Annotated in this window: 20 protein-coding genes; 9 read left to right on the top strand and 11 right to left on the bottom strand. The window is 54.9% G+C overall.

The genetic code is table 11. The features are described from left to right. Positions 1-255: 255 nt before the first annotated feature. The 8 genes from KJZ99_07525 to KJZ99_07490 form a co-directional block, all read right to left on the bottom strand. Entirely contained in the window at positions 256-1,035 is a 780-nt protein-coding gene (locus KJZ99_07525) for a TatD family hydrolase (GenBank protein MCL4305750.1), read from the bottom strand. A 25-nt stretch (positions 1,036-1,060) separates the two neighbouring features. Next, positions 1,061-2,323: a cation:proton antiporter gene (locus tag KJZ99_07520; GenBank protein MCL4305749.1), complete on the bottom strand. Its 1,263-nt coding sequence runs from the start codon at positions 2,321-2,323 to the stop codon at positions 1,061-1,063. Between the two features lie 9 nt (positions 2,324-2,332). Next, complete coding sequence (locus KJZ99_07515; GenBank protein MCL4305748.1) at positions 2,333-3,847, bottom strand: SpoIID/LytB domain-containing protein; 1,515 nt, start codon at positions 3,845-3,847, stop codon at positions 2,333-2,335. A 34-nt stretch (positions 3,848-3,881) separates the two neighbouring features. Next, positions 3,882-4,631, bottom strand: a complete 750-nt coding sequence (locus tag KJZ99_07510; protein MCL4305747.1) for an RNA methyltransferase — start codon at positions 4,629-4,631, stop codon at positions 3,882-3,884. Next, positions 4,628-6,361 carry a Na+:solute symporter gene (locus KJZ99_07505; GenBank protein MCL4305746.1) on the bottom strand — a complete coding sequence of 578 codons (1,734 nt, stop codon included), beginning with the start codon at positions 6,359-6,361 and terminating at the stop codon, positions 4,628-4,630. Before KJZ99_07505 ends, KJZ99_07510 begins: the two co-directional genes overlap by 4 nt. Positions 6,362-6,497: 136 nt before the next feature. Beyond that, positions 6,498-7,193, bottom strand: a complete 696-nt coding sequence (locus KJZ99_07500) for a sulfite exporter TauE/SafE family protein (protein MCL4305745.1) — start codon at positions 7,191-7,193, stop codon at positions 6,498-6,500. Continuing rightward, complete coding sequence (locus KJZ99_07495; GenBank protein MCL4305744.1) at positions 7,194-7,625, bottom strand: hypothetical protein; 432 nt, start codon at positions 7,623-7,625, stop codon at positions 7,194-7,196. 2 nt (positions 7,626-7,627) lie between these two features. Next, positions 7,628-7,873, bottom strand: a complete 246-nt coding sequence (locus KJZ99_07490) for a TM0996/MTH895 family glutaredoxin-like protein (protein MCL4305743.1) — start codon at positions 7,871-7,873, stop codon at positions 7,628-7,630. 537 nt (positions 7,874-8,410) lie between these two features. On the opposite strand from KJZ99_07490, the gene KJZ99_07485 reads away from it, so the two are divergent. The 7 genes from KJZ99_07485 (at position 8,411) to KJZ99_07455 (ending at position 17,550) form a co-directional block, all read left to right on the top strand. Then, complete coding sequence (locus KJZ99_07485) at positions 8,411-9,499, top strand: alanine--glyoxylate aminotransferase family protein (protein MCL4305742.1); 1,089 nt, start codon at positions 8,411-8,413, stop codon at positions 9,497-9,499. A gap of 254 nt (positions 9,500-9,753) precedes the next feature. Next, positions 9,754-11,214: a T9SS type A sorting domain-containing protein gene (locus KJZ99_07480; protein ID MCL4305741.1), complete on the top strand. Its 1,461-nt coding sequence runs from the start codon at positions 9,754-9,756 to the stop codon at positions 11,212-11,214. A gap of 3 nt (positions 11,215-11,217) precedes the next feature. Then, on the top strand, positions 11,218-13,611 hold the full coding sequence (locus KJZ99_07475) for a TonB-dependent receptor (protein MCL4305740.1): 2,394 nt from the start codon (positions 11,218-11,220) through the stop codon (positions 13,609-13,611). A 57-nt stretch (positions 13,612-13,668) separates the two neighbouring features. After that, positions 13,669-15,132 carry a T9SS type A sorting domain-containing protein gene (locus KJZ99_07470; protein MCL4305739.1) on the top strand — a complete coding sequence of 488 codons (1,464 nt, stop codon included), beginning with the start codon at positions 13,669-13,671 and terminating at the stop codon, positions 15,130-15,132. A 45-nt stretch (positions 15,133-15,177) separates the two neighbouring features. Next, a complete protein-coding gene (locus tag KJZ99_07465) occupies positions 15,178-16,089 on the top strand; it encodes a D-2-hydroxyacid dehydrogenase (GenBank protein MCL4305738.1) in 912 nt (303 codons plus the stop codon). A 70-nt stretch (positions 16,090-16,159) separates the two neighbouring features. Beyond that, positions 16,160-17,047 carry a DMT family transporter gene (locus KJZ99_07460; GenBank protein MCL4305737.1) on the top strand — a complete coding sequence of 296 codons (888 nt, stop codon included), beginning with the start codon at positions 16,160-16,162 and terminating at the stop codon, positions 17,045-17,047. Continuing rightward, complete coding sequence (locus KJZ99_07455) at positions 17,044-17,550, top strand: hypothetical protein (GenBank protein ID MCL4305736.1); 507 nt, start codon at positions 17,044-17,046, stop codon at positions 17,548-17,550. The genes KJZ99_07460 and KJZ99_07455 overlap by 4 nt, the downstream gene beginning before the upstream one ends. A 90-nt stretch (positions 17,551-17,640) precedes the next feature. Here the strand turns inward: KJZ99_07455 and KJZ99_07450 are convergent, their stop codons facing one another. From KJZ99_07450 to KJZ99_07440, 3 genes are all read right to left on the bottom strand, one after another. Then, positions 17,641-18,903 carry an Nramp family divalent metal transporter gene (locus tag KJZ99_07450; protein ID MCL4305735.1) on the bottom strand — a complete coding sequence of 421 codons (1,263 nt, stop codon included), beginning with the start codon at positions 18,901-18,903 and terminating at the stop codon, positions 17,641-17,643. Positions 18,904-19,011: 108 nt separating this feature from the next. Further along, a complete protein-coding gene (locus tag KJZ99_07445; GenBank protein MCL4305734.1) occupies positions 19,012-20,286 on the bottom strand; it encodes a DEAD/DEAH box helicase in 1,275 nt (424 codons plus the stop codon). Further along, positions 20,286-21,536, bottom strand: coding sequence for a CBS domain-containing protein (locus KJZ99_07440; protein ID MCL4305733.1), 1,251 nt, complete (start codon positions 21,534-21,536; stop codon positions 20,286-20,288). Before KJZ99_07440 ends, KJZ99_07445 begins: the two co-directional genes overlap by 1 nt. Positions 21,537-21,762: 226 nt before the next feature. Here KJZ99_07440 and KJZ99_07435 point away from each other — a divergent pair, with 226 nt between their 5' ends. Together KJZ99_07435 and KJZ99_07430 are read left to right on the top strand one after the other, a co-directional pair. Then, positions 21,763-23,070: a DUF1015 family protein gene (locus tag KJZ99_07435; protein ID MCL4305732.1), complete on the top strand. Its 1,308-nt coding sequence runs from the start codon at positions 21,763-21,765 to the stop codon at positions 23,068-23,070. A gap of 59 nt (positions 23,071-23,129) precedes the next feature. Continuing rightward, positions 23,130-25,421, top strand: coding sequence for a T9SS type A sorting domain-containing protein (locus KJZ99_07430; GenBank protein MCL4305731.1), 2,292 nt, complete (start codon positions 23,130-23,132; stop codon positions 25,419-25,421). Positions 25,422-25,686: the final 265 nt, after the last annotated feature.

Raw genomic sequence — 25,686 nt, 5'->3', positions numbered from 1 at the left:
TCCGCCCTCTGAACCTTCCTTGGTTTCCAATTACTGTGCTTAATATACTCGCCTTCACTTGTTCATGTCAACCATTTTGCGACGAAATGAAATTTTTTGAGGGACTTAGTCTAATGGTCGACTCTTAATTCCGCTAATGTTAAGTGTAGTAATATTATTAACTAAAAATGCCTGTTTGACTGACTCGGTGGAGTTTTTCATGTGCTTCACCGCAGGTTGCGGGTCTGCAACGCTCGATGCCTCCAAGTGGGGCCTCTATGTCCCAATTCTGACTCTCGGATCCCGGAAAAACAGCTCTTCTGCGGTCTGTGTAGTCTGTCGAATGACTGTTTCCAGTGTAACCCCATGTATTTCTGACAGTTTTATGGCTATTTCTCGCACGTGCGCAGGTTCAGCCCGTTTCCCTCTAAAAGGAACAGGAGCCATGAACGGAGCATCCGTTTCCAGCAGTAGTTTATCGAGTGGAAGGCGTCTCGCAAGCTCCGGCAGCGCGGAGTTCTTGTAGGTAATATTTCCTGTAAACGAAATCAGAAGTCCCTGATCAAGCACACGTCGCGCATATGTGTAATCTTCAGAAAAACAATGGAAAACGCCACGCTCCATACCTGCTGCCTCGACCATCTCAATGGTGCGGGTGCCCGCAGAGCGGTGATGAATCACTACCGGCAGGCTCACGCGCTTCGCCAGATCGAGCATGCGTTCGAAAAGCAACTCCTGCTCTCGTAAATTTGTCTCACCGCGATAGATGTCAAGTCCGATTTCACCGACCGCAACCACTGCAGGATCTCCGACCGCTGCCTCAATCCAATCGAGATCCGGTTCGAAGATCCGGTCCGTTTCGCTTGGATGAACTCCAATCGCGCAGTAGACCTGTCCGGGAAAACGATTCACAATGTCGAGGCACTGTTCGCCTGTTTCGCGATCGACAGCGATGGTGATGGCGCGAGACACGCCTGCGGCGCGTGCGCGCGCCAGCACATCATCAAGATCGTCGGCGAAATGTTCGTAATAGAGATGGCAGTGTGTGTCTATCATGTGAAACAGCGTGTCGGCCGCTGAATTATGGACCGGGCTGAGTGTTTCCTACCGATTTGTTTGCCCGCGTCGTAAAGATCCAATCAAGAACTTTCCCGAAGGGGGTGCGTTCGACGAGCAGCACCATCACCGCGTTCAGCAAAATGCTGCTCAGCACGAGCGAATACACCACATTCTGAATCATTTCACCGCCGGGGACTCCCGCCTGCAGCGGAATGGAAGCAAGCGCAGCGGCGGCCAGCCCGCGTGGTGCCATTGTGCTCACTAAGGCCGCGTCATGCGGAACCATCGTTTTCGGCGCTACTATCCGAACCACAGGCAGACGGACAACAAAGATCAATACGGTGAGGCCAGCCCCGATCAAGGTGTGTTCGAAATTATCAAATCGTATCGCCAAGCCAATGTATACAAAGAAGAAGGTCTTGACCAAGAAAACGACATCGCTGAAGAAACTCTTCTCCTTCTCGGTCAGCGCAATCGGCTCTGAGGGCAGCCGCTTTGTGAGCCACCCAAGCTTGAGCCCTTCGATGTTCCCAAGCGTCACACCAAACGCCAGCGCGGAAATCGCGCCGGACATTTGAGCGAGTTCCGCTAAGCCGTATACCACAAACACGAAGGCGGGTGTCATGAATATCGAGTTGTGAATCTCCCGTGTCCAGCTCAGCAGATAGGACCAGACGACTCCCGCGATGACGCCGAAGATGATTGACGGCCCGAAACCCAAAGCGATGCGCAGGATAATCTCCACCGGATTCACCGCGCCTGTGCTGTAAGCCTTCAGAATTCCAAGCATCACAACGATGCAGAGCACGTCCGTCAAAGCTGACTCGAGCACGAGCATCGCTCGCGTCTCCTGATGCAGGTCCAAACTGCGTGCCAGCGGAATCACCACCGCGGACGCCGTTCCCGCCACGATGGATCCAAACATGATTCCTTCCAGAATCCCGAGTTTCATCCAGAAGATTCCGCACAGCGAGGCAACGGTCATGCTGGTCAGAAAGGCCGCAAACGTGAGGTTCGTTGCTCCACGCAGCGAGCGCCGCAAGTCGTGCAGATGCATCCCGATGCCGCCTTCAAACAGCATCACGATCAGCGCAACAACCGTGAAGACCGGACCGACATTCCCAAAGTCATCCACTGAAACGATCTTCAGCCACGGCCCGATGACCAGCCCGATTACCGTCAACAAGAGCACATCCGGCACACGAGTGCGACGGAACAGCCCTACAAACAGATGCGCCAGAAACACCAGCGCACCGACAAAGGCTATGACGAGTGCGGTATTCATGTGTTCGGACTAAATCTTCTGAAGTTGCGTGTTTGGGTAGTAATGGGCAAGAATCTTCTCGACAGTCCAACCGGCTTTAGCCATGGCCACCGCGCCTAACTGGCATAATCCGACGCCGTGTCCCCAGCCTCCGCCGTGCAATGTAATTGTTTCTTCGGAAACTTTCGCAACGAAGCAGGAGGACGGCAAATGCGAGTCGGAAAGCGCGCGACGAATTTCCAATTCTCCGTAAAGCGTTGCATGGCCCGCATCTCCGTGCACTTCAAGGATGGTGATACGTCCGGACGGGCTGCGATGTTCCACGTGAAGCGTTCGAATTGCGCCAACAGAAATACCTGTTTTCCGTGCGAAAAGCTCACCGAGCGCAGGCTTACTATATTCACGCGTCCAACGAAACAACTTATCTTCATTCCATGGATGCGGATAGGGATAGTCATCCGGATTGCAATAGGCGTGCGGCGGCGCGAACAAGAACTCTTCCACGTTTGTCTCATCGCTCAAGTCCGGCAACGGAAATTCTCCGCAGGGCCGAACAGCAAAATAGCCCGGTTCGGCTTCACCCCATACTTCACTGTAATAGTCACTCACGCCGCCGCACGATTTTGCATAGCGCGCGTCGGCAACTCGATTGGAATAGATGAGCACCGCGCCGCTGGTTGCACGAATCGGCTCGATGACTGCGTTCGCTTCGCGGATCGTCCCCTGATAACATTGACAATGATCATCGTGACATAAATCAAAACCGTCGCTGTAGTGATGACGGTTTGCGGTCGCAAGCACCGTCGAACGCGCGGCTACGGCTTGCGCCTGTGAAAATGCCGCCGGCAAATCATGACGCATCTCGCTGCCAACAGCCGTTTCGACATATTGCTCGAGCGGCAGGCGATTCGCGGCGCTAAGTCCGCCGTCCGGCGTTGCGAAGAGTTCCAACTCACCTCGATAGGTCAGCGGTTCGCGGCGTTCCCAATGAAAGCCCCGTCCGATCGGCACATGATTGAGGGTGAAGGTCGCAGACGCGCTGCGCGGAGTCAGCTTCAGGCGAACGCAGTCACTCGAGAAGTCACCGAGCGTCAGCGCAACGCGCGTCTTCATTTCCGGCCGCGTCAATCGAACGAGCGTCAGGCCGATCGCCTGAAACGCGCGCAATTCTGTCATCACATCCCGCGTATCGTCGCGCGAATCCAGTCTGATGACGGGCCACCAGACGCGATTGTCGAGCATGCCAAGTCGTGTCTCCCACTGCATTCCCGCTTCGAGTATCTCGCCACGCGCACTCAGTTCCGCGCTTTCCACTTTTGCGAGGAGTCGTTCCGCATCCGTTTGCGTGAAGCACTCTCCCAACCTGATTGCCCACCGCAATGGCTGTGGCTGCGAACGCCCTTCACGCGCTCGCAATTCCCCCGACACGTCCGGCAAGTCCAGCCAGCGATTGCAATCGGTGAAACATTGCGCCGAAAAGCTGCCGTTCAGCGTGCCAGCGATTTCGGGTTCATTCCAGAGTAGGCCAATAGAGACGGAGAGCATCGAAGAGAGTAGAGTAATAGTGATGACTGTGGAACTAACTCAGCGCATAACAGAACACGGCTGCCGCTGTGACGAGATTCAAACTCTCGGCCTGTCCACGAGGCTTCAGGGTTAGTCGGTGTGTGCAAAGCTTCTCAAGTTCCGGCGACAGCCCGCGCGTTTCATTGCCCAACACCAACAGTCTTGGGGACTTGTATTCATATGGCGCGTTGATCTCGGTTCCGCCGTGTGCGACGAGTGCGAGCGAGTCGCCTTTCCATTTCCTGATGAACCCGGCCAGATCCGCGACTTCGCGAACCGGTTGATGAAACAGCGAGCCCATCGAGCCGCGCACGACTTTCTCATTCCATACATCTGCTGACCCTGATCCGAGAATCAGTTCCGAAACGCCGAAGAAGTCCGCCACGCGCAGAAGCGCGCCGCAGTTGCCCGGATCGCTGACCTGTTCACAGAGTAGAGTGACGCCGCTCGCGCGTGGACGCAGTTTGAATTGCTTGCCGATGGCCGCTATCCCCTGCGCGGCTTCAACCTGCGAAACACGGCGAAACGCGTCCGTATTCAGTTTATACGAGAGAGTCTTCGGATGCGCACGCGAGATGTCCTCCCAGCGTTCCTCCTCTCCAGTCAGCACGATCAGACAGTCCACCGCCTTCGCAGCGAGCGCTTCGCGCACACAAACTTCGCCCTCAATCAGGAACAGGCCCGATTCGCGGCGAAACTTCTTCTGCGAAAGTTTTGCCCATTCGGCAACTTGTTTGCGCGTGGGAGCAAGGAGGTCGGTCATGATGTTCTCAAATACCCGTCTTTCCTCAGCCCCCAGAAGCCTGCGATCATCAGCACGAACCACACTACGGCCCCGAGAGTGTTGAGCATCAGAAGATAACCCAGCCCAAGTGTCATTCCGAAAACGAACAGAAAGCCCCACACAAATCCGCGCGCGGGAGTTTTCAATGACAGGGTTTTCGGCAGCAGCAAGCCGTGCTCGCGGCAATGCTGCGCGACAGGACCCCAGAAGCCCGGCGGCGACGTGCGGCGATAAAACTCTATCAGTTGGCCCATCGGGGCGGGTTTCGTCAGGAAGGTTGCCGTAAGCCAAATCGCCATTGAGCCGAAGGTAATGATCAAGAGCTTCAACCCGAAATAGATCGGCCCCGCGCTGAAGAGCGCGACCGTAATCACGCTCGAGGCAATCATCGCGGAGATTTCGCTCCATGCGTTGATGCGCCACCAGAACCATCTCAGTATATACACGGGTCCGGTTCCCGCGCCGAAAGCGATGACAAACTTGAAGGCCTCGGTGACGCTCGTGGTAAAGTAAGCTGCAAGTCCCGAGGCAATCAACACCAGCACCGTAGCGAATTTCCCCGCACGCAAATAGTGCTTATCATCGCGGCCCTTGACCACAAAGTGCCGGTAAAAGTCATGCACCAGATAGCTCGCACCCCAATTCAACTGCGTCGAAACCGTGCTCATAAATGCGGCCAGCAGCGACGCGACCATCAGCCCCAGCCAGCCCGAGGGCATGACCTCCATCATCAATTTGGGATAGGCCATTTCGTGATCATCGAGCACAGGATAGGCAATGAGAGTGCAGAGTGCGACGAGCACCCACGGCCACGTGCGAAAGGCCAGATTTGTGAGGCTATACCACAATGTGGCGAGAAACGCATGCTGCTCGTTCTTGCACGCGTTTTGTCTTTGAATGATTTTGCCGCCGCCGTCGCTGTTGACGTTGGCCCACCAAGTGACACCAGAATACACGAGAAAACCCAGGAACGCAGGCGTCCAGAAATCCGCAGACGCCAGCGCCGAGGTGCCCGGGTCGGGAACCAGTGCGAGTTTGGCCGCTTCGCCGCGCTCAATCAGAGTCGTGTGCAAGACCGCAAGACCGCCGACCTCGCGCACGGCAAACACCGCGAAGGCGATCGCGCCAATCTGCGCAAGGATATACTGCACCATATCGGTTAGTGCGACGCCCCAGAGTCCCGAGAGCATTGTATAGACAAAGGCCAGCCCTGCAAACAGCGCAATCGTCTCAACCTTGTCCCAGCCGATGGCCGCGTTCATGATTTTCGCAAGTGCCAGAAATACCCAGCCCATAGCAATGACATTAATCGGCAGTGCGAGCCAGAGCGCGCGAAACCCGCGGAGGCCGCGCGTGATCGGGGTGTGCCCATAGCGCAGCTCTGTCAACTCCACGTCGGTCAAAACCTTGGCGCGCCTCCACAAGGGAGCCAGAAAGAATGCCGAGAACAGCGAGCCGATCCCGAAGCACCACCACTGCCAGTTCTCGTAGATGCCGATTGTGCGCACCAGTTTGGTTACATATAATGGAGTGTCGCAGCTGAAACTTGTGGCCACCATCGAGGTCCCCGCAATCCACCATGGCAACGCCCGGCCGGCCAGAAAATACTCCTCGGTGGACCGGTGCGCACGGCGCGTCATCGCAATGCCGACCGCAAGGCTCAGGAGATTATATCCGATGATAATGGTCCAGTCAAGCGAGGAAAGCATGCGATGGGGGCCTGCGTGATGGCTTCGGGAGGCTGCGGGTCAAGCTGAAAGGTAGGGATTTTGATTTAGAAGCGCAAAACCCCTGCAATAAAAAAGCCTGAGCTTCTGCCCAGGCTTTTCTACATATATTTGCCCGTCAGGATATCCAGCGGAGCGTATACCTCATCGTCATATAGACGCCGACGAGGATAAACACGATTCCCGTCGCTATGCGCGCCCACTTCTCGAAGTGTGTCAGACGGTTGAAAAGCGCGCCGGTTGCCTGAGTGCTGAAGACTATCACCGCTGCAAAGGCCAGCACAGGAAGGGCTGTCCCGACGCCATAAACGGAGGGAAACATTCCAATAGAGTTGAACTTCACGGCCAGCGGAACCAGACTGCCAAAGAACAGCGCCGCCGAGACCGGACAAAACGAAAGCGCGAACAACAACCCGAGCAGCAACGCACCTGCTCCACCCCACAACTCCGCGCGCTTGGCCAGCCGCTCCCTCCACGCGCTGCCGCTGCCCCAGGAGAGTTTTAACCAACCGGTGAGCACGATACCGATAACAATCAATAGTGGCCCGAGCCATTGATTCAGATGTTTCTGTAAGCCGAAGGAAAGTTTGGAAAGCGACAGCACACTCCAAACCACCAGCGCGCCGATGATCATATAGGCGAGCATCCGTCCCACGGTATACAGCACCCCCACCCATAGTGCTTGTCTGGGAGCGTGCGCACGCCGCGCAACAAAAGAAACGGCCGCGATGTTTGTGGCCAATGGGCACGGGCTGATCGAGGTCAGAATCCCCAACCAGAGCGCCGAGGCCAAGCCAATCAGGTATTCATTCATTTATTCGCTCAAGAAGGCCGCGACTTCGGTTTCCACATACTTCTTGAAAGCCGTTTCGTTGTTGAGCAGCTCCCAGATTTTGTCGCAGTTCTTCCACTTCACCTGCTGGCCGTCCTGATAGCGAACCAGCACGAGCGCCTTGGTGAAGAGATTATAGTCGTCGATGAAGTGCGCGTTCTCTTCCTCGTCGATGTTCTTCATCATCCACACTAATTCCCCGTTCGACAATCTGTCCGCGAACGCCTGCTCTATGGCTTCGTGCGAGTACTTCTCAATCTTCAAACAGCTCGCGCAACGAATCGAACTATAGAAATAGTAGGCGACATTGGCGACCTGAGGCTGCGTTTCTGTCGCCGCGGCGGGCTCTTCCGCAAGGGAAGGGCGAGTCAGGCACAAGAATACGGCAAGCAGGGTAAGACTAATAATTCTCATGCTTATTCTCCGGCAGCTTCAGTAAGAAATGATCTGAGTTCCTGTTCGCTCGGTATTCTGCCCGACACCTTGACTTGACCGTCGACAAGCAGCGCAGGCGTCATCATGACTCCCGCAGTGACAATCGCATTGATATCTGTGACTTTCTCGACCTTCGAATCCAGGCCGAGGTCGCTGGCGACCCTCTCAGTCAACTCGGATAACTTGTTGCATTTGGGGCAGCCTGTGCCCAGAACTTGAATTTTCAATTTACACCTTCTCTTCTTTTCAGCTTAAAATGCACTTGCCTTGATATGTGAACAACATAATTTAGGAATTTTGAGCAACAGTTTACCACCCGGGAAATGCGATCCGACCGTCCACTCTTAGACCGGCAAGCACCGTGGCCATCCGTTGCTGAATAAACTACTCTTTGCTCCATTTTTCTCCCGCCTTGGTGGAATTGAATTTTATACTCTGGTTGCGAGAAGTCTTGTCGCGCTGCGGGTCCTCATTTTTCAGGTGACATATATTCTTTCTATTTGTAAATTCTAATTTTAAGATTATTCGTAAGAATACAAAATAGTTGGTTGATTTCCATCCTTCGCGATGGAGAAACATTGCGTTGAGTAAGTAAGTCACAGGATGCTGATTTAGGTCCTGTGTGTTCACTATTGTGCAGAATGCGTTATTCTGTGTCATTGCCTCTCAGACTGGATTTTGCTACCTTTTAGGTGTCAGACCGTGAAAGAGATACTCTTTCCTAAAATTATTATTATCAATAGACTACCGATTGGAGTCCTGTCATGCATGATCGCCTCTTTATTCCGGGTCCCGTGGAGGTTCGCCCCGAACTTCTGCAAGCCATTGCCAGGCCACAGGTTGGCCACCGCACACAGGCTTATATGGACGTTCACGCTGCGACGATCCCGATGCTTAAGAAAATTCTCTATACCGAACAGGAAGTGCTGTTCTTCACCTGCTCGGCGACCGGTGTTATGGAAGGGTCTATTCGCAATCTCTGTCAAAAGAAAGTGCTCAACACGGTCAACGGCGCGTTTTCCAAGCGCTGGTTCAAAATTGCGGGCTTCAATGGTATTCCAGCCGATGCGTTGGAAGTGCCGATGGGTCAGGCCGTCCGGCCCGAAGCCGTAGACAAGGCTCTCGCAACCGGACAATATGATGTGTTCTGCGCGGTTTTCAATGAGACTTCGACGGGCGTGCGTGCGCCGCTGGAAGAGTATGCCGAGGTTCTGAAGAAATACCCCGATGTGATGTTTTGTGTGGATGCCGTGTCCGCCATGGCCGGCGATAAGATTGAAACCGACAAGCTCGGTCTCGACGTTTGCCTGGCCGGAACGCAGAAGTGCTGGGGATTGCCGACGGGATTGTGTGTCACCATGATTAGTAATAAGGCAATGAAGCGCGCCGAACAGGCGAAGGCACCCGGTTACTACGTGAACTTTGTGGACGCGAAGAAATCCAATGACAAGCATCAGACGCCACACACGCCCGGCATTCCCATTCTTTTTGGGTTGCATGCGCAGTGCGAACACATTCTAAACGTCGAAGGACTCGACAATCGCTGGAAGCGGCATCTCGACATGCAGAAGCTGACTCACGAGTGGGTGAAGAAGGCGGGCTTCGAGCTCTTCCCTGAGAAGGGTTATGAGTCGGTCACGCTGTCTTGCATCAAGAAGCCGGAAGGCTTCGATTTCAAGACGCTGAACGGGCAGCTCTCGAAGAGACATCATTGCATCATCTCGAACGGCTACGGCGACATCAAAGAGCAGACGTTCCGCATTGCGCACATGGCCGACACGACGGTCAGCGAAATGAAGATCCTGTTCGGTTGGATTGATGCGATTCTGGCCGAGATGAAAGTTCCGGCGTAATTCTCGTTCCGTGTGGTCGCGGGGGGGCCCCCGGGGCCCCCCCCCCGATGGTGAGCGGTGGGACATGGGGGGGGGCGCCACCAAAAAAAAATGTGAGGATTTTTTTTGGGTTTTTTGTTCTGGTTTGGTCCCCTTATTTGATGGCGGTGGCGATGGCGGGGGCGGCGGGGGCGGCGCCCCCCCCGCCCCCCCGCGACCATTTGTCTCCGCTTGTTCCGATGGTGGGTCCCGCAACCAATAAAAGGGAGAAGATTATGATTGCGTTTATTCTGTTTCTTATGGCGACCAGTGCGGTTGCACAGCCGGTGCATGGGCCGTATGTGGTTGCAACTGCGGATGACGAGATCAAGGAATTCGAAGTCTGTGTGCGCGGCGACACGGTTGACGTGTTAAGTCTGCTCCGTTTCTCGTCGTACTATTTTGGTTATAGCTTGCGCGATACCGAACCGCTGAGCAGTTTCGCCGTGCTGATTCCGGGTGACTATCCCGTCAGGCAGCTGCTTGATATGACTGCGGCGTCTCCGGAAAGGTGGGTCTGTCTTCTGCATCGGAATACACGAGAAGATGGAAGTACGTATGGGTCGTTCTATTTCACGACCGACCTGCTCTTTGGCCATAGCTCCGAGTCCGAGATGATTAACGTCGAGACAAGCAGCTACGTTGACTCTCCGAATTATCATCAAGGTAGTTGGACAGAGGGACATGCTTTACAGCTCAACGAAGGTCGAATCGACGTCTCCTACTACATTGCGGACATCGGGCCGTTTGATGTATGGTATACTGCCGGCGCGCACGAGTATGATGCCGAACTGAATGAAGTGAACAGCACGTCGATGATTGACTATCTCGGCGGTCCGTATGTCGAACGCGGGAACCGAGTCATTGCGACAGGTCTACCGGGGGATAGCCTCCTTGCATGGTCGGCATGGCCGCCGTCCGGCGTTAGGATGTTTCTGGGTCCTTGGACGGAAGTTGAGGGCTACAATTGCAGTTTCACAGCAACGTGTGAGTATCTAAATTTACAGGAATCCTTTCTGACCGACGCGGGAAGAATCATCGGAGCTTTCGACGACGCGACGCTCAGACAGTTCATTCCGGGCGAAGATAATACGGCGGAGTGTGTCGCGTTTGCGGCTTCGGGATTGGACAATGTGAGCGCGTGGGCTTTTCACCCGTCATTCGGATTCGCAGCACTGCAAGCAAACCCCGGAAGCGTGTTGCTCGCCCGAATTGATACCGCAGGAAACGCTGTCCATCCAATTGGCATGCTGTACGGAGCGGACGGTCCTCCTTTTGTCGTGGATGCGGACCTTGCTATTACAGATGATGGAAAAGTTGTCGCCGTCTGGAGTGAATACGATGAATGGGGAGAAGGACCGCGCGTGCTGCAACTCGCATGGGTGGATTGGATGACCTACCTTGCGGCGCCCGAGCACTCCATTCCCACGATTCCTCGCGAACACACAATTTCCGTTCATCCCAATCCGTTTAACAGCACCGTCACGATTCGCTATGAGCTGCCACAGGCGGGACCGGTCACACTGAAGGTATATGACTTGCACGGAAGACTGGTTGAAACTCTTATTGACGATTTCACCTCCGCCGGAAAGAACGAAATACAATGGTCGCCGGAAGTTTTCAGCAGCGGTGTTTTCTTTCTATCGCTTGATGCGCCGCGCGTACACACGATACGTAAACTGCTTTACCTGAAATAATCTATGTCCACAATTCGCCTGTTTGCCTTGATCGCAGTCCTTCTCTTTTTCACGCACGCCTTCGGTCAGGCCAAACCGGTCACGGTCGTCGAGGCGGGTTCACTCACACCACTGCCGAAAGTCTGGGTGTTCGATGAAGCCGAGACAATTCTTCTGCAGACGGATTCGTCGGGCTATTTTGACTACGCTCGTTTCTCGGATAAGCACCACATCGTCTTTTTTCATCCCGACTACGTGCGCCGCGTGCTGACTAGACGGCAGATTGAGCAGGAGAACTTCACAGTCGCACTCGAGCGCGTGCGCTTCACCTCTCAGGAAGTGGTTGTGCACGGTCATCGATTTGGAGGCGAGCGCAAGGACGTGCCGCAAGTTGTCACAACGGTTACGCCGAGGCAAATCCGGTTCGGAAATCCTCCCACGACCGCCGACGCGCTGGCACAGAACGGAAATGTGTTTGTGCAGAAGAGTCAGCAGGGCGGAGGCTCACCGATGATTCGCGGCTTTGCGGCGAACTCTGTGCTGATGGTGATTGACGGCGTACGGATGAACAACGCAATCTATCGCGGCGGCAATTTGCAGAATTCAATTTCGGTGGATGCCAATTCGCTCGGCTCGGCCGAAGTCTTGTTCGGCCCCGGCTCGGTTCAATACGGCAGCGACGCGCTCGGCGGTGTGATGCTCTTTAATACCCGCGAGATTCTCCCGTCATTGGGCAAGGAAACACGTTTGGGCGCCAATGCCGCGACCCGCTACGCAACGACCAATAACGAACGAACCGTCACCGGCACAGCGGAGATTGGCTTCAGGCGCGTCGCACTGCTGATTACCAGCACCTACAGCGAATTCGGCGACATGCGCAGCGGGGCACGGCGAAGTGACGCCTATCCCGACTTCGGTGTGCGGCCAGAGTACGTCGTGCGGGAAGGTGAAGAAGACGTTGTCCGCGTCAATGACAACGACCGCGTGCAGACCCCAACCGGCTATTCGCAGGCCAACACGCTCTTCAAGCTGCGCTATTGGGCAAGCACGAATTGGAACGTCAACTACTCGCTTCTGCACACGACCAGTTCGAAAATTCCGCGCTACGACCGTCTTACGCAATACCGAAACGGGAACTTGCGCTATGCCGAGTGGTATTACGGCCCGCAGGACTGGCTGTTGAACCGTCTGTCGATTCTGCACACGTCCGATCATCACTTCTTTGATCATCTCAACGCGATTCTGGCCGTGCAGAACGTCGAAGAGAGCCGGCATGACCGCAGCTTCGGCAACGACAGATTGAATTCGCGCACCGAGCAGGTGGATGTTTACTCGTTGAATCTCGATTTTGACAAAGAGCTGAAAGACGCCGTGCTCTATTACGGCGCCGAAGCGGTTTACAACGACGTCACCTCGACCGCCGAAGGGCGCAACATCGTCACGGGAGAGAAGAGCGTCATTTCCACCCGCTATCCCGACGGCGGCAGCACCGTCACTTCGCTTGCGGCATATATCGGCGGGCGCAAGCCAGTCGCCGAACATCTGACCGTCACCGTCGGCGCGCGCGCGACGGCCAATATGTTGAACTCGAAATTCGTGAACAAGGATTTCTTCGCGTTCCCGTTTGACGAGCTGGAAGTCAACTCCAGCGCGCAGACTTACAGCGGCGGCGCGGTTTGGAGTCCGAATCAGTGGACCTTGCGCGGAACGCTCTCGAGTGGATTCCGCGCACCGAATGTGGACGACGCTGCAAAGGTGTTTGACAGCGAGCCTGGACTTGTGGTCGTGCCTAACCCTGACTTGAAATCTGAACTTTCCTACAACGCGGAACTCGGCATTGAACGCAGACTCGGAGCATCGCGCGTGGGAGGTAATGCGTACTTTTCAATTCTTCAAGATGCGATGGTGCGGCGCGACTTTCAGTTTAACGGACAGGATTCGATTCTTTACGACGGCACGATGTCCCGTGTGCAGGCAATCGTAAACGCGGGCGAAGGATACATTACGGGTTTTGACCTGTTCGGCGAGATTAAGTTGACTCAGCAGTGGTCGGCCCGCACGTCGCTTACTTATACATCCGGACGCGACACTGAAGACGATGTGCCGCTGCGCCACATACCGCCCCTGTTCGGACAGACCAGCCTGATGTACGAAGCAGCGATTTGGAACGCCGAACTCTGGAGCCGCTATAACAATTGGAAGCAACTCCATGATCTCGCTCCCGATGACGATGCCTACACCGACGACGGCATCCCCTCGTGGTGGACGCTCAACTTGCGCGGCAGCGTCCGTCCTGTCACTCATCTCGAGGTTACCGCCGGTTTGGAAAATATTTTTGATCTGCACTACCGACCCTACGGTTCCGGCATCAGCGCGCCGGGAAGAAATCTGATCGTCAGTTTGAGAGCGGCATTGTAGCCAGTTTTGCCTGTTGTTTACTTTCACCCTCGGTGGGTCCCGAAAGGAGATGGTGTCATGGTTTGGATCATATTTGCTCTGATTTGTTCGAGTCTCTGCGTTGCGCAACCCGTTCACGGACCGTTTGTGATTCTCGCGAGCGATTCGTCAAGTTATCTTTCACAGATGCGCATCGCGCCGGGAGACAGCACGAAAGCTGTGCTTTTCTTCCAACGATCGCACGGCGGCGAGCGCATGATTCAGAAACGGGATTTGCTCTTTGCTTCCGACACACTTGCGACAGATTCGCAAGTTGTCTACTTCGCGCCGAGCGGGACTTCTGCCATTGAAGTGGTCGCTGCAAAACCTAACGGTGATTGGCTCATCGTTCAGAGACGAAACAGCCAGCATTGGGTAAGGTGGGAAACTCAGGGAGATACGTCGAACTTCTTCGCTCCAATACAGTGTTTCGATCCGTTAAATCCCTACGCTTCGCTCTATGGCTTCCAGGTTAATTCTCTCGACAATGGTCGATGGCTTGTCTCCTATCTAAACTGGTATTTGGCGGGTCCATGGGAGGAACAGGCTTTGTGCGGGATCAGTTATGAATTGGATGCTGCGTCACCAGTTGATTCCTGTGTCTGGAGTGACTTCTCTTCGTATTGGCCGAACGTCTTTCCACAACTGTTCACTCTGCCCGCTGAGAGTCAAACGGAATTTGTCCTTGCATCGTCCTACGATAACAGTTTGGAAGAACCGAACTTCCTGATTGCTTCTACTGATTCGTGCCCTGCGCAGGAAGAAAGCGTCGAGCGGTATCTTGAAGGCTGTGCTATGGATATTCGCCGCGGCCGTGACGGAACTTTATTGGCGTTGCAGCGTTCTTGTCCTGTGGTCGGTGGAGATTTGCGTTACTGGGTGACTGCCTTTGACTCTTCGGGAATGCTGTGGCAGGCAGAGCCGCACCCCGTTCCCCTCAACTACGAGAAGATTGTCTGGCATCGGGACTTCGGCTGGGCTGCTCTATTCTACACCAGCCGATTCATTGATCTCGTGAGGATTGCGGCGAATGGTGACTTGGCCGAACCTCGTGGAACGGTGTTTTGGTGGGACGGCGCCTATCAGGTTGATGAAGTTGAGGCTCTGATTGCTGATGACGGCACAATTCACATCGTCTGGCGCGAGTTTATTCCCGGACAGGCGTTGCTCCATCGCTATCAGTATGCGACACTGCATTGGGATGCGGCTCTCGACAGTCGCGATGCTCCTGCGCCGCTGCCGCAATCCGTTTCCCTGTCCGCTTTTCCAAACCCGTTCAACTCGTCTGTACAGATCAAGTATGAGATGCCGCGAGCGGACAAGGTGCGCTTAAGAGTTTTCAACACGCTGGGTCAGGGCATCGCCACACTTTTCGACGGCCGCGCAGGCGCCGGAGTTTATACGCAGAATTGGACGCCGGAGGCAATTGCCGGAGGTGTGTATTTCATCAGACTCGAATGCGGCGCGTTTGTGACTACGCAAAAGGTTTTGTACATTAGATAGATTCATCTCCTTTCAATTTTCCATTTTCTATTCTCTTTTCCTATCATGCCAAAAATCCTACTCAATGACGGTATTGACGCACTGGCCGCCGAAGCTCTCATCAGCGCGGGCTTCAACATTGACACCAATCACTATGATGGCGCAGACTTGCTTGCCAAGGCCGCCGACGTCGAAGCGCTCACCGTCCGCTCCGCGACAAAAGTAACTAAAGAAGTAATTGACGCCGCCAAGAAACTGAAGATTATCGTGCGCGGTGGCGTCGGCGTCGACAATATCGACGTAGCCTACGCCGAGTCCAAAGGCATTGCCGTGCGCAATACGCCCGGCGCATCTTCGATTTCTGTTGCCGAATGCGCCATCGGACTGATGTTTGCCATTTCGCGCGCTATTCCTGCCGCCAACGCATCCATGAAGTCCGGAGAATGGGACAAGAAGTCATTCTCGAAGGGCATCGAGCTTGAAGGCAAAGTGCTCGGTATTATCGGCATGGGACGCATCGGCACACAGGTCGCGCAAAAGGCCGCAAGCCTCGGAATGACGGTCATCATGGGTTACGACAAGTTCCCCGAGCAAGTCAAGGCTAAAGGTTTCCAACTGCGCGAACTTGATGAAGTGTTTGAGCAGGCCGACATCATCTCGATGCATATTCCCAAGAGCAAGGACGAGCCTGCGTTAATCGGCGCTGCGGAAATCGCCAAGATGAAGAAGGGAGTGATCCTGATCAACACCGCGCGTGGCGGCGTGATTGATGAGGAAGCGCTGCTCGCCGGACTCAACTCCGGTCACGTGTACGGTGCAGGAATTGACGTGTGGGTGAATGAACCCAAGCCGCGCCGCGACTTGGTTGAGCATCCTAAAGTCGTCGCGCTGCCGCATATTGGTGCCGCTACCGTCGAAGCACAAGGCCGCGTCGGTGATGAAGTCGCTGAAATTCTGATTGACTTCTTCAAAAAGTAGACTGCCTGTCATGTCTTGCGCAAGGTGATTTGCACTTGCAAATCTGTGCAAATGTTCGTACCTTCACCCCGTGCTGACCGCCTATCTGGCCCTGCTCGGGGTGACGGTTTTTTGGGGATTCACCTTCCCCATCGTGCAGTGGTCATTAGACGACTGTTCGCCGATTCTGTTCGTCGCGTTGCGCTTTTCGCTGGCTGGTCTGCTCTTCCCTCTGATCTTCGGCCGCAAGTCGCTGCGCTTCAATAAGCTCCTGCTGAAGCGCGGAGCCGTGCTCGGCTTCTTCCTGTGCGGCGGCTACGTTTTTCAGACCATCGGCTTGCAGTATACCACTTCCGCCCGCGCGGGATTCATAACTGCCCTGTATGTTCCGCTGACGCCGGTTTTCGGCTGGCTCTTTTTCAAAGCGCGTATCCGCAAACGCATGTGGTTGGCTGCTGCGCTCGCTTGTGCCGGAATCGTGACACTGTCGCTGCCGGAAACGCTCGCGCAGGGACAGGCAATCTGGTCGCAGCTTGCGCTGAATCTCGGTGATCAGTTCGTCCTACTCTGCGCGATTTGTTATGCACTGCACATTCTGTTTATCAATCGCTGGTCTTCGTCAGACAGCGAATTGCCATTGACGTGGCTCCAACTCTCCGCAACCGGTGTCTTCGCCTTTCTCCTGATGCCGTTTGAATCGGTGCATTTCACCTTCAGCGGTGGTTTGCTTGGCTCGCTGCTCTTTACGTCGATTCTTGCCTCAGTCATAGCCATCTGGGCCATGATGCGCTTTCAACCGCGCGTGCCGGTGACGGGCGCCGCGATAATTTATTCGATGGAGCCGGTCATGGCCGGCCTCGCGGCGTGGATCATGCAAAACCACGTTCCGCCGACCGTGACGCTCTTCGGAGCCGCCTTGATTCTGGTCGCTATGCTGATCGCTTCAACCATTCACGAACCCGAAATCACCCGGACATGATTTTCCGTCTGACTTTCATCCTGCTCATAACCGCGCTGATAGCTCAAGCTGAGCGTCCGCGTGTCATCGTCGAGCGCGACTCCACGTCAAGCAAGCAGCTCACCAATCCGAGCTACTTCCCGCCTACGGATTCGACCGGACCGCGTCTGGTCATCGACCCGGGCGAAATGGTCTATCAAATGAAGGTGGATTCTATCAACACCGTCGCGGAAGAAAAAATCCGCGAACAAATCATTGCGCTCGAGAGGAATTTCGACAACCCCGAATTCGAGGAAAAAGTCGGTCGGGTCATCGGCACGATTGTCATGGATCAGCAAATGGCGCTGCTCGACTTACAGATTGAGCGAGCAATCTCCCTGCGCGACACGCTCCTGCTCATGGGCATGCAGGTCGGATTGCAGGAACTCCTGAAGGCCAACCCACAGTTGGAGTATGAACTGCTCAACCTCGACAAGCGCATTGCCAAAGAACTAAAAATGCTCTACGAGCATACTGAACGTTAACCCGTTATCTTGGCTAAATTAGAAAGGCGCAGATAAGTCTGCGCCTTTTTTGTGAATCCGCGAGCGGTGGAATCCGCCCGAACAGTGCGCTCATTCAAACAACAGACTTCCAAAGTAGACCAGCGACAATCCGCTCAACACAATCACCATCCCCCAGCACAGGACGTTGTAGATAGGACCGTTGACATACTTGCCCATCAACCGCGTTCGATTCACCATAATCAGCATCGGAATCAGGATGAACGGCAGCAGCACCCCGTTAACCACCTGTGAAAGAAACATCACGCGGATCAACGGTAGTCCCGGTATCAGCACAAACAGCGCGCCGAGCACGATCAGCGCCGTGTAGATTACATAAAACTGTTTGGCCTCATCCCAACGGTAATTCACACCGGACTCCCAGCCCATCGCTTCGCAGATTGTATACGACGTCGAAATCGGCAGCACCGACGCCGCAAAGAGGCTCGCGTTCAATAGCCCCAGTCCAAACAGCAGCGCGCTGAATTCTCCGGCCAACGGCTTCAAGGCGGCGGCGGCCTGTGAGGCTTCTTCAATTCGCATACCCGTCGGATAGAGAGTTTCCGCACAGACAATCACGATAAACAGCGCGACGATGCTGACGGCGACACCGCCGACAATCGTGTCTATCCGCGAATATTTGTAATGCTTGAGCGGAATTTCCTTCTCAACTACGCTCGCCTGCTGATAAAACTGCATCCACGGGGCGATCGTCGTCCCGATTACGCCGATAATCATCAGCAGATACTCGCGATTCCCCGTGAATGTCGGAGTCACCAGCGCCAAACCCACGCGCTCCCAATCGGGTTTGGCCTGCACACCGGCAATCACGTATGCCGCGTAAAACACCACTGCAATCAGAAACACCCGCTCAATCATTGTATAGCTTGCCTTCAATACCAGCACCCACACCAGCAGCGCGGCGATCGGCACGGAAATCCATTTGGAGACACCGAACAATTCCCCCGCCGCCGCTATCCCCGAAAATTCCGCTACCACGTTCCCGAAATTCGTCACCAGCAACGCCATCATCAAATAGAAAGTCCACCGTACCCCGAACGTCTCGCGGATCAAATCCGAGAGCCCCTTCCCTGTCACAACCCCCATCCGGTTTGACATCTCCTGAATCATGATCAGGACTATCGTCATCGGAATGAAGATCCACAGCACCGTCAGCCCGAAGTGCGCACCCGCCTGCGAATAGGTCGTGATTCCGCCGGCATCGTTGTCCACGTTCGCCGTGATCAGACCCGGTCCCATGATTGACAGAAACAGCAAAAACCTCGTCCAGGCGGGCGAGGCGCGGTAAGTCAATCTTGAGAACAGTGCGGCCATTTTGAAAAATCAAAAAGTGAGATTGAATATTGAAAAGCAAATACTGCGTTCGTGCTGAGCGGCTGCGCTATGCTCCTTTAAGAGAAACGCCGTCGAAAAACCCTTGTATTACCTTCCGGTTCTGCGCGGAATCTTCGGTCTGCGATGCGATGACGTAAACGTCTTCTTCTGCGGGCCGATGGAGCCGCTCGTCTTTTGCAGACTCGTGGCCTTTTCCGGTGCGGGAACTTCATAATTGAAGTGCGCGAGTGCGCTGCGCGTCATGGTCGTGCCCAGATGCTTCTCGATCTCGCGCAACAGAATCTCTTCGTCGGGTGCGACGAGCGTAATCGCATCTCCCAGCCGCTCTGCGCGTGCCGTGCGGCCCGTGCGATGCACGTAATCCTCCGCCGTCGCCGGCAGATCATAGTTCACTACGTGCGTGATGCCGCTGATGTCGATACCGCGCGCAGCGATATCCGTCGCCACCATCACACTGAACTTGCCCCGCTTGAATCCGTCCAGAGCCGCCGTGCGCTGCCGCTGCGTGCGGTCGCTGTGCAGACTCGTGACTTCGATGTTGCTCTTCGCTAATAGCTTCTGCACCTTATCCGCCCGATGCTTGGTGCGCGTGAATATCAGCACCGCAGGCGAATTGATTTCCAAGAGAATCTCCAGCAGCAAGTCAGGCTTCAAGTGCGCGGGCACTGGATACGCCGTGTGCGTCAAGCCGCGCGCCGCAGACGACCGTGCGCCGATTTGAACCAGCTTCGGCTTGGTCAATATCTCGTTGGCAAGTTTCATCACCTCATCGGGAAACGTCGCCGAGAAGAGCATCGTCTGCCGCTCCTTCGGCACGCGCGCGATGATCCGCCTGACATCCGGCAGGAATCCCATGTCCAGCATGCGATCCGCTTCGTCCAGCACGAGGACCTGCAGCGAGTCAAGCTTCAAGGTCCCGCGCGACAGATGATCGAGCAGCCGGCCCGGAGTTGCTACCAGCACGTCCGCACCCTTCTTCAATCCTTCGAGCTGCGGACCATAGCCCACGCCGCCGTAGATCGCGAGTATCTTTATCTTCGTATGCTTGGCATACTTCTTCAGCGAATCCTCAATCTGCACGGCCAATTCACGCGTAGGCGACAGCACCAGCGCTGCGGGCTTTCCATGTTTGCTGTTCAGCACGTGATGCAGAATCGGCAAACCGAATGCCGCCGTCTTGCCCGTACCGGTCTGCGCCGCACCCATCACATCTTCTCCCGCCAGCGCCAGCGGAATCGACTGGTTCTGGATCGGCGTCGGACGCTCATATCCCAGTGCAATCACTGCGCGAACCAGACGCTCGTCGAGGTCGAATTGCTCAAAAGCAGTATGCTCGACGATCTTTTCCTTTTCTTTCGTCACTAATCCTTCTTCCACGTTTTGTAAAGCGTCGGCATAAGGTCGTCCAGCGAATCCTTAAAGCTTATTACGCCCTTTTGTACTCCGTCGTCATCCACTACCGGGATGAATAAAAAGTTATATGTCAGGAAGATCTCCGCGATTTCCTTCAGTCCCGCATCCAGCGAAACGGTGATCAGCCGCCCCGAGAGGATGTTCCCCACCTGCAGTGCCGGATCGGTCAACAGCAAATGCCTGAGCGACAATGCGCCCAGCAGCTTGCCGTCCTCGTCGTGCACATACACATAGTAATAAGCTTCAATCTCTTCGGCGTTCGCGCGCAGCAATTCGATCGCGTCTTCCACCGTCTGCTCTTCGGAAATCTCGAGAAAGTCCGTCGTCATCAAGCCGCCGGCGGTCTCTTCCTCATACGTCATCAGTTCGGTGACTTCGGCCCGCTCGTCTTCAAACTCGAACTTCTGAATAATCTGCTCGGAAGCCGTTACATCCAAGTCCGAAAGCAGGTCCGCAGCGATTGAAGGCTCCATCTCCTCGATAATCTCCGCAGCGCGCTCCGGCTCGAGGCTCTCGAGAATCGCCTTCTGTACATCGTAGTCCGTCTCTTCGAGTGCTTCCGCAGCCGTCTCCGCATCCATCGACGCCAACACCACTTGCCGTTGCGAATGATCGAGATCTTCCAGAATGTCCGCAAGCTCTCCCGGATGCAGCTCCCGCAGTCGCTGCGCGCCGACTTTCAGACGCACCGGTCCGGGAGTGTCTTGAGTATGGCTCACCGGCTGCACATACTTCCACGATATCAACTCGTCTTCAAATTTCTTGCCGAACGCTTGTGCGGCTTTGCGCATGGCACTTTCGTAGCCCAGACGACGCACCAGACCCGACACGCCCACGTCCACATGCACCACCCACTGCCGCTCTCCCACCAGGAGCTGAACATCATTCACCCGCACGACTTTCGCCCCTTCCACATCCACAATCTGTTTGTCCCACAGCGTATCGCGGATCGAAATATCGTCAGGACCCGGCTCCAGCGGCAAAATCTTGTGCTCGTCCACCTTCAGCTGACCGTGCTTCAATAAGTCGAGGTATTCTTGCCCCGCTGCCGGATAGAGCACCAACCGGCCGCGATGCCGCAGCACCAGCCCCTTCACCTCGGGAAACAGCTCCGTCACCTGCGCCACCACGTCCCACACCTTCCCCATACCTGTCCCCAACGTCCGGGAATAGGCTGGCCGGCCCAGAATAGCGGACATGTATATCAGTTCATCAGGTAGACGCATGGAAGTCGGGTTAGCCCAATTCTTGGGTGACAGAATAGGACAAAGAGGGGAGTAGGAACTTGCGGACACTGCGTTGCGTGCTCGCCAATAAGTCTACAAAATACGCATTTTGAGGAACTTAGTCAAACTGTCAGACTTGCGGTTTTACCGTAGTTTGTGTATCTTTTCGCAAACTACCCTTCGTTATCCGGAGTTACTGATGGCACGTATTCACCCCTTTCGCGGCTTAACCTATTCCCCCGATTTGTCCGCCAAGCTTGACAAACTCGTGACGCAACCCTACGATAAGATCGACCGCGCCCTGCAGGAGAAATACTACGCGCGCGATCCCTACAATGTCATCCGTGTTATCAAGTCCGATGAAACGGTCGCAGATCCGGAGTCAACTTATCCCGGCGCGGCCGCTACGCTGGCCAAGTGGATCGCGGAAGGAAAACTCGTAGAAGCTCAAAAACCCGCCTTCTATCTTTACTATCAAACGTTCAAGTTCCTCGACAAGACCTACGTCCGCAAAGGCTTCATGGCGTCCGTGGCGCTCGAAGAAGAGCGCGTCAAGTCTCACGAACATACTCTGGCCGGACCCAAAGCGGACCGCCTGCGGCTGTTGCGCGCGCTCGAGACCAATGACGAGTGCATCTTCATGCTCTATACCGATCCCGCCAACGACACCGTGAAACTCATGGATTCGGTGGCGAAGTCGCACAAGCCCGCTCTCGAATGCCGCGACGACTACGGCGAATTGCATCAAGTCTGGGTGGCCGACGATCCGGAATTTGTCACCAGTATGCAGAAGCTGCTCGAACCCTGCGACCTCTATATCGCCGACGGACATCATCGCTACGAAACCGCCTGCAACTTCAAACGTGAAGCCCTCGAAAAAGGTTGGAAGCCGCTCGGGCCACAAGGCTTTGATCATCGCATGATGGCGCTCTTCCCGATGGAAGACCCGGGACTTGTGATTCTGCCCACCCATCGTTTGATTCGCAATGTGCAGAACTTCTCTGCGCAGAAACTTCTTGCTGCCTTGAACGCAAGTTTCACGATCACTCCGCTCTCCAGCGCGGACGCGCTCTTCGCACAGATGGACACCGTCGGCACAGATCAGGTCTTCGGCATGAAGGCGATCGGTTCACGCGAAGAGTTTTACTTCCTGCAGCCGAAGCACACGACCGTCATGGTATCGCGGGATAACTTGACCGGAATCTCCGAAGCCTCCCGCAAGCTTGGCGTCACAATTCTGCATTCTCTCATTCTCGAACAAGAGCTTGGTATCGATGCCAAAGTGCTTTCCGCGGGAACGCATGTGGATTACGTCCGCAGCCGTCAGGAAGCTGTGGATGCCGTTGGCAAAGACGGCATTCAAGCCGCTTTCCTGCTGAACCCCACAAGTGTCCATGACGTGAAGGCCGTCGCCGCGCTCGGTGAACGCATGCCGCAAAAATCCACCGACTTCTATCCCAAACTGCTCGCAGGATTGGTGATGATGAAACTCGGAATACAGAAGTAACTGTTCGTTAGTGGGGCACTCAGTCTGAGTGCCCCACTGCATTTTGTAGAGGTGCTCCCATGAAACGCGTTTTGCTCACACTACTTTTCTCCCTCTCCGCACTTGCTCAATGGCCAACCGATCCCGCGCAGAATCTCTTGATCTGCAATCACAGCGGTGAACAGGCCATCCCTAAAATCGCCGCGCTCTCGGAAGGCGGCTGCTACATCACATGGCAGGATCAGGCCTCTGGGAATTACGATGTTTACCTGCAGCGTTTGGATGCGAACGGCGTGCCGCAGTGGGCTACTCCCTGCGGAATTTTGATTTCCAACCATCCGCAGGACACGTGGCTCACCGACTGGGATATGGCTGTTGATGCGAGCGACAACTGTATCATCGCCGTGAACGACATTCGCAGCGGCGGCGACCGCGACATCACGGTCTACAGTATCGGTCCGCAGCAGGAATTTCTCTGGGGACCTGACGGGATCGCGCTCTCGAACAACGACGGATTCGAACCAGACCCGCGCATCGCTCCAATGGACAACGGAGATGTCGTCTTCGCATGGCAGGAGGAAAACATGATTCACCTGCGCAGACTGAACATGCAAGGTCAGGATGTTTTTACGCCCGCCGTGATTACGATTACCGCCACCAACGGCGTCTCAATACCGCGCGTCGCCGCTGCGGACAGCAGCAGTGTGATTCTCTCTTATCTTGTGCATCAAGGGTCGCAGTTCACCTCGCCGCGCCATATCTACCTGCAAAAATATTCGCATTCCGGTGCCGCAATGTGGCCGGCCGGCGGCGTGGCAGTCATGACCACCAACGGTATCGGAATTCAGATGCGGCCCGATGTGATTTATGACGGTGCGGGCGGAGCCTACTCTTTCTGGTATGACACGCGCAATAACGTGCATCACGTCTTTGCGCAGCGCGTCAACGCTGCGGGCAGCGTCATGTGGACGGCCAATGGTGTGCAGGTTGACCTCACGGCAAACGAATTGCAGATGTCACCTTCGGCAGTGCTGGCCGGAAACGGCATTGCCGTCTTCTATCAAACGGCCAACAGCAATCAGTCGATGGGCGGCTTGGACGCGCAATTGCTGAGCGGTGCGGGCGACATCCTGTGGAATGTGAACGGTGCGACCATCGCTCAACTTTCTCCCGAGCCGTGCTTCAACGTGCGTGCACATATGCAGGGCAATAATTTCGGCGTGTTCTATTCACAATATGCTCCCGGCAGCGCGCTCAACACATTATTGCGCGCAAGTCAGTTGAATCCCGCCGGTCAGCCGACGTGGACACCGCCGATCACCGACCTCTGCACTGTTGTCAGCGAAAAAGGGCGGCCGTATACCACCGTCAATCCCTTCGGGCAAATCATCGCCGCGTGGCCCGATTCGCGCACCGCGACGATGGACATCTATCTGCAGAACGTAAATTCTAACGGATCCCTCGGACCGAATACGCAGCTTCCTCCGGAAATTCACATTGTCTCGCCGCAGGATTTTGAGATTGTTCACAGCGCGGCGGTCAACATCATCTTTGAAGTCGAGAACTTTCTTATTGATCCCGACTTCGGCGACGGTTTCGTCTCGGTCACGGTCAATGATCAGGATCCGGCCTTGACAAACATTGTCGCACCGTATCCCGTCACGATGTCCCCCGGCGAGAATCTCGTCACGCTTGAAATCCTCGACCTTAATTTTCTTCCGCTTGAACCGCCGGTGATGGATTCCGTGCATGTCATCTATCAGCCGCGAAATCCGAGTATTGTGATTACCTCTCCCGCCACTGATACCGTAGTCTTTCACAATCCGGTGACCATTTACTTTGATGTTGAAGACTTTATCATCTCTGATTCTCTGGGAGACGGTCATCTGCGCGTGGAAGTTCAACCGGATATTCCGCAATGCCCGCCGTTTGCTTTCGAGCATTTCAGCGCGAATCCTGTGGAGGTGACGCTCGAGTGCATGTACGAACACCGCGTGATTCTGAGGCTGGTGGATAACGATGGTCTGCCGCTGGTGCCTGATGCCGCCGATTCTGTGAATATCTTTTTCGGTGAAATTTCCGCAGACCCGCTTCCTGACGCGTTACCGACCAACTTCTCCATCACGAGTACCTATCCCAATCCGTTCAACTCGAGCGTCGCCATCGAGTACGACGTTCCGCGTTCCGCGCCTGTCGCTCTCGATATATATGATGTCACCGGCCGCAAAGTCGCCACCTTAATCAATGCGACTCATTCTGTTGGAACGCACCGAGTGTTGTGGAATGCTGACTCGCAACCCAGCGGCGTCTATATTGTCTCGTTGACTTCCGCGCATACTTCCGTCACAAGTAAACTTATGCTTGTGAAGTAGTTGTAACTTGCTGCGTGGGGACGGTCGTTCCTCCGCTTTTTCACCAAAGTTTATCGTGCAGGCGAGCCGTTCGGCTCGCCTGTTTTTCGAGGAGAGGCGTGCCGGGGTGGGTCAATGAGATTGTGTCACTTAAGTTTATATATTACAAGTTATGTCATGTTCTACCTGATTGATTTTTGTGCAGTTCGATTATATGAATTTTGCTTGGTTGTGGTTATATTACATAACACTTGGAAACTTCACAGCCTCTGATAACTCACAAAGG

Source organism: bacterium (genome assembly GCA_023382385.1).
Taxonomy (GTDB): domain Bacteria; phylum Electryoneota; class RPQS01; order RPQS01; family RPQS01; genus JABWCQ01.
The sequence above is the reverse complement of the archived record's forward strand: the minus strand, read 5'-3'. Positions and strand labels throughout refer to the sequence as shown.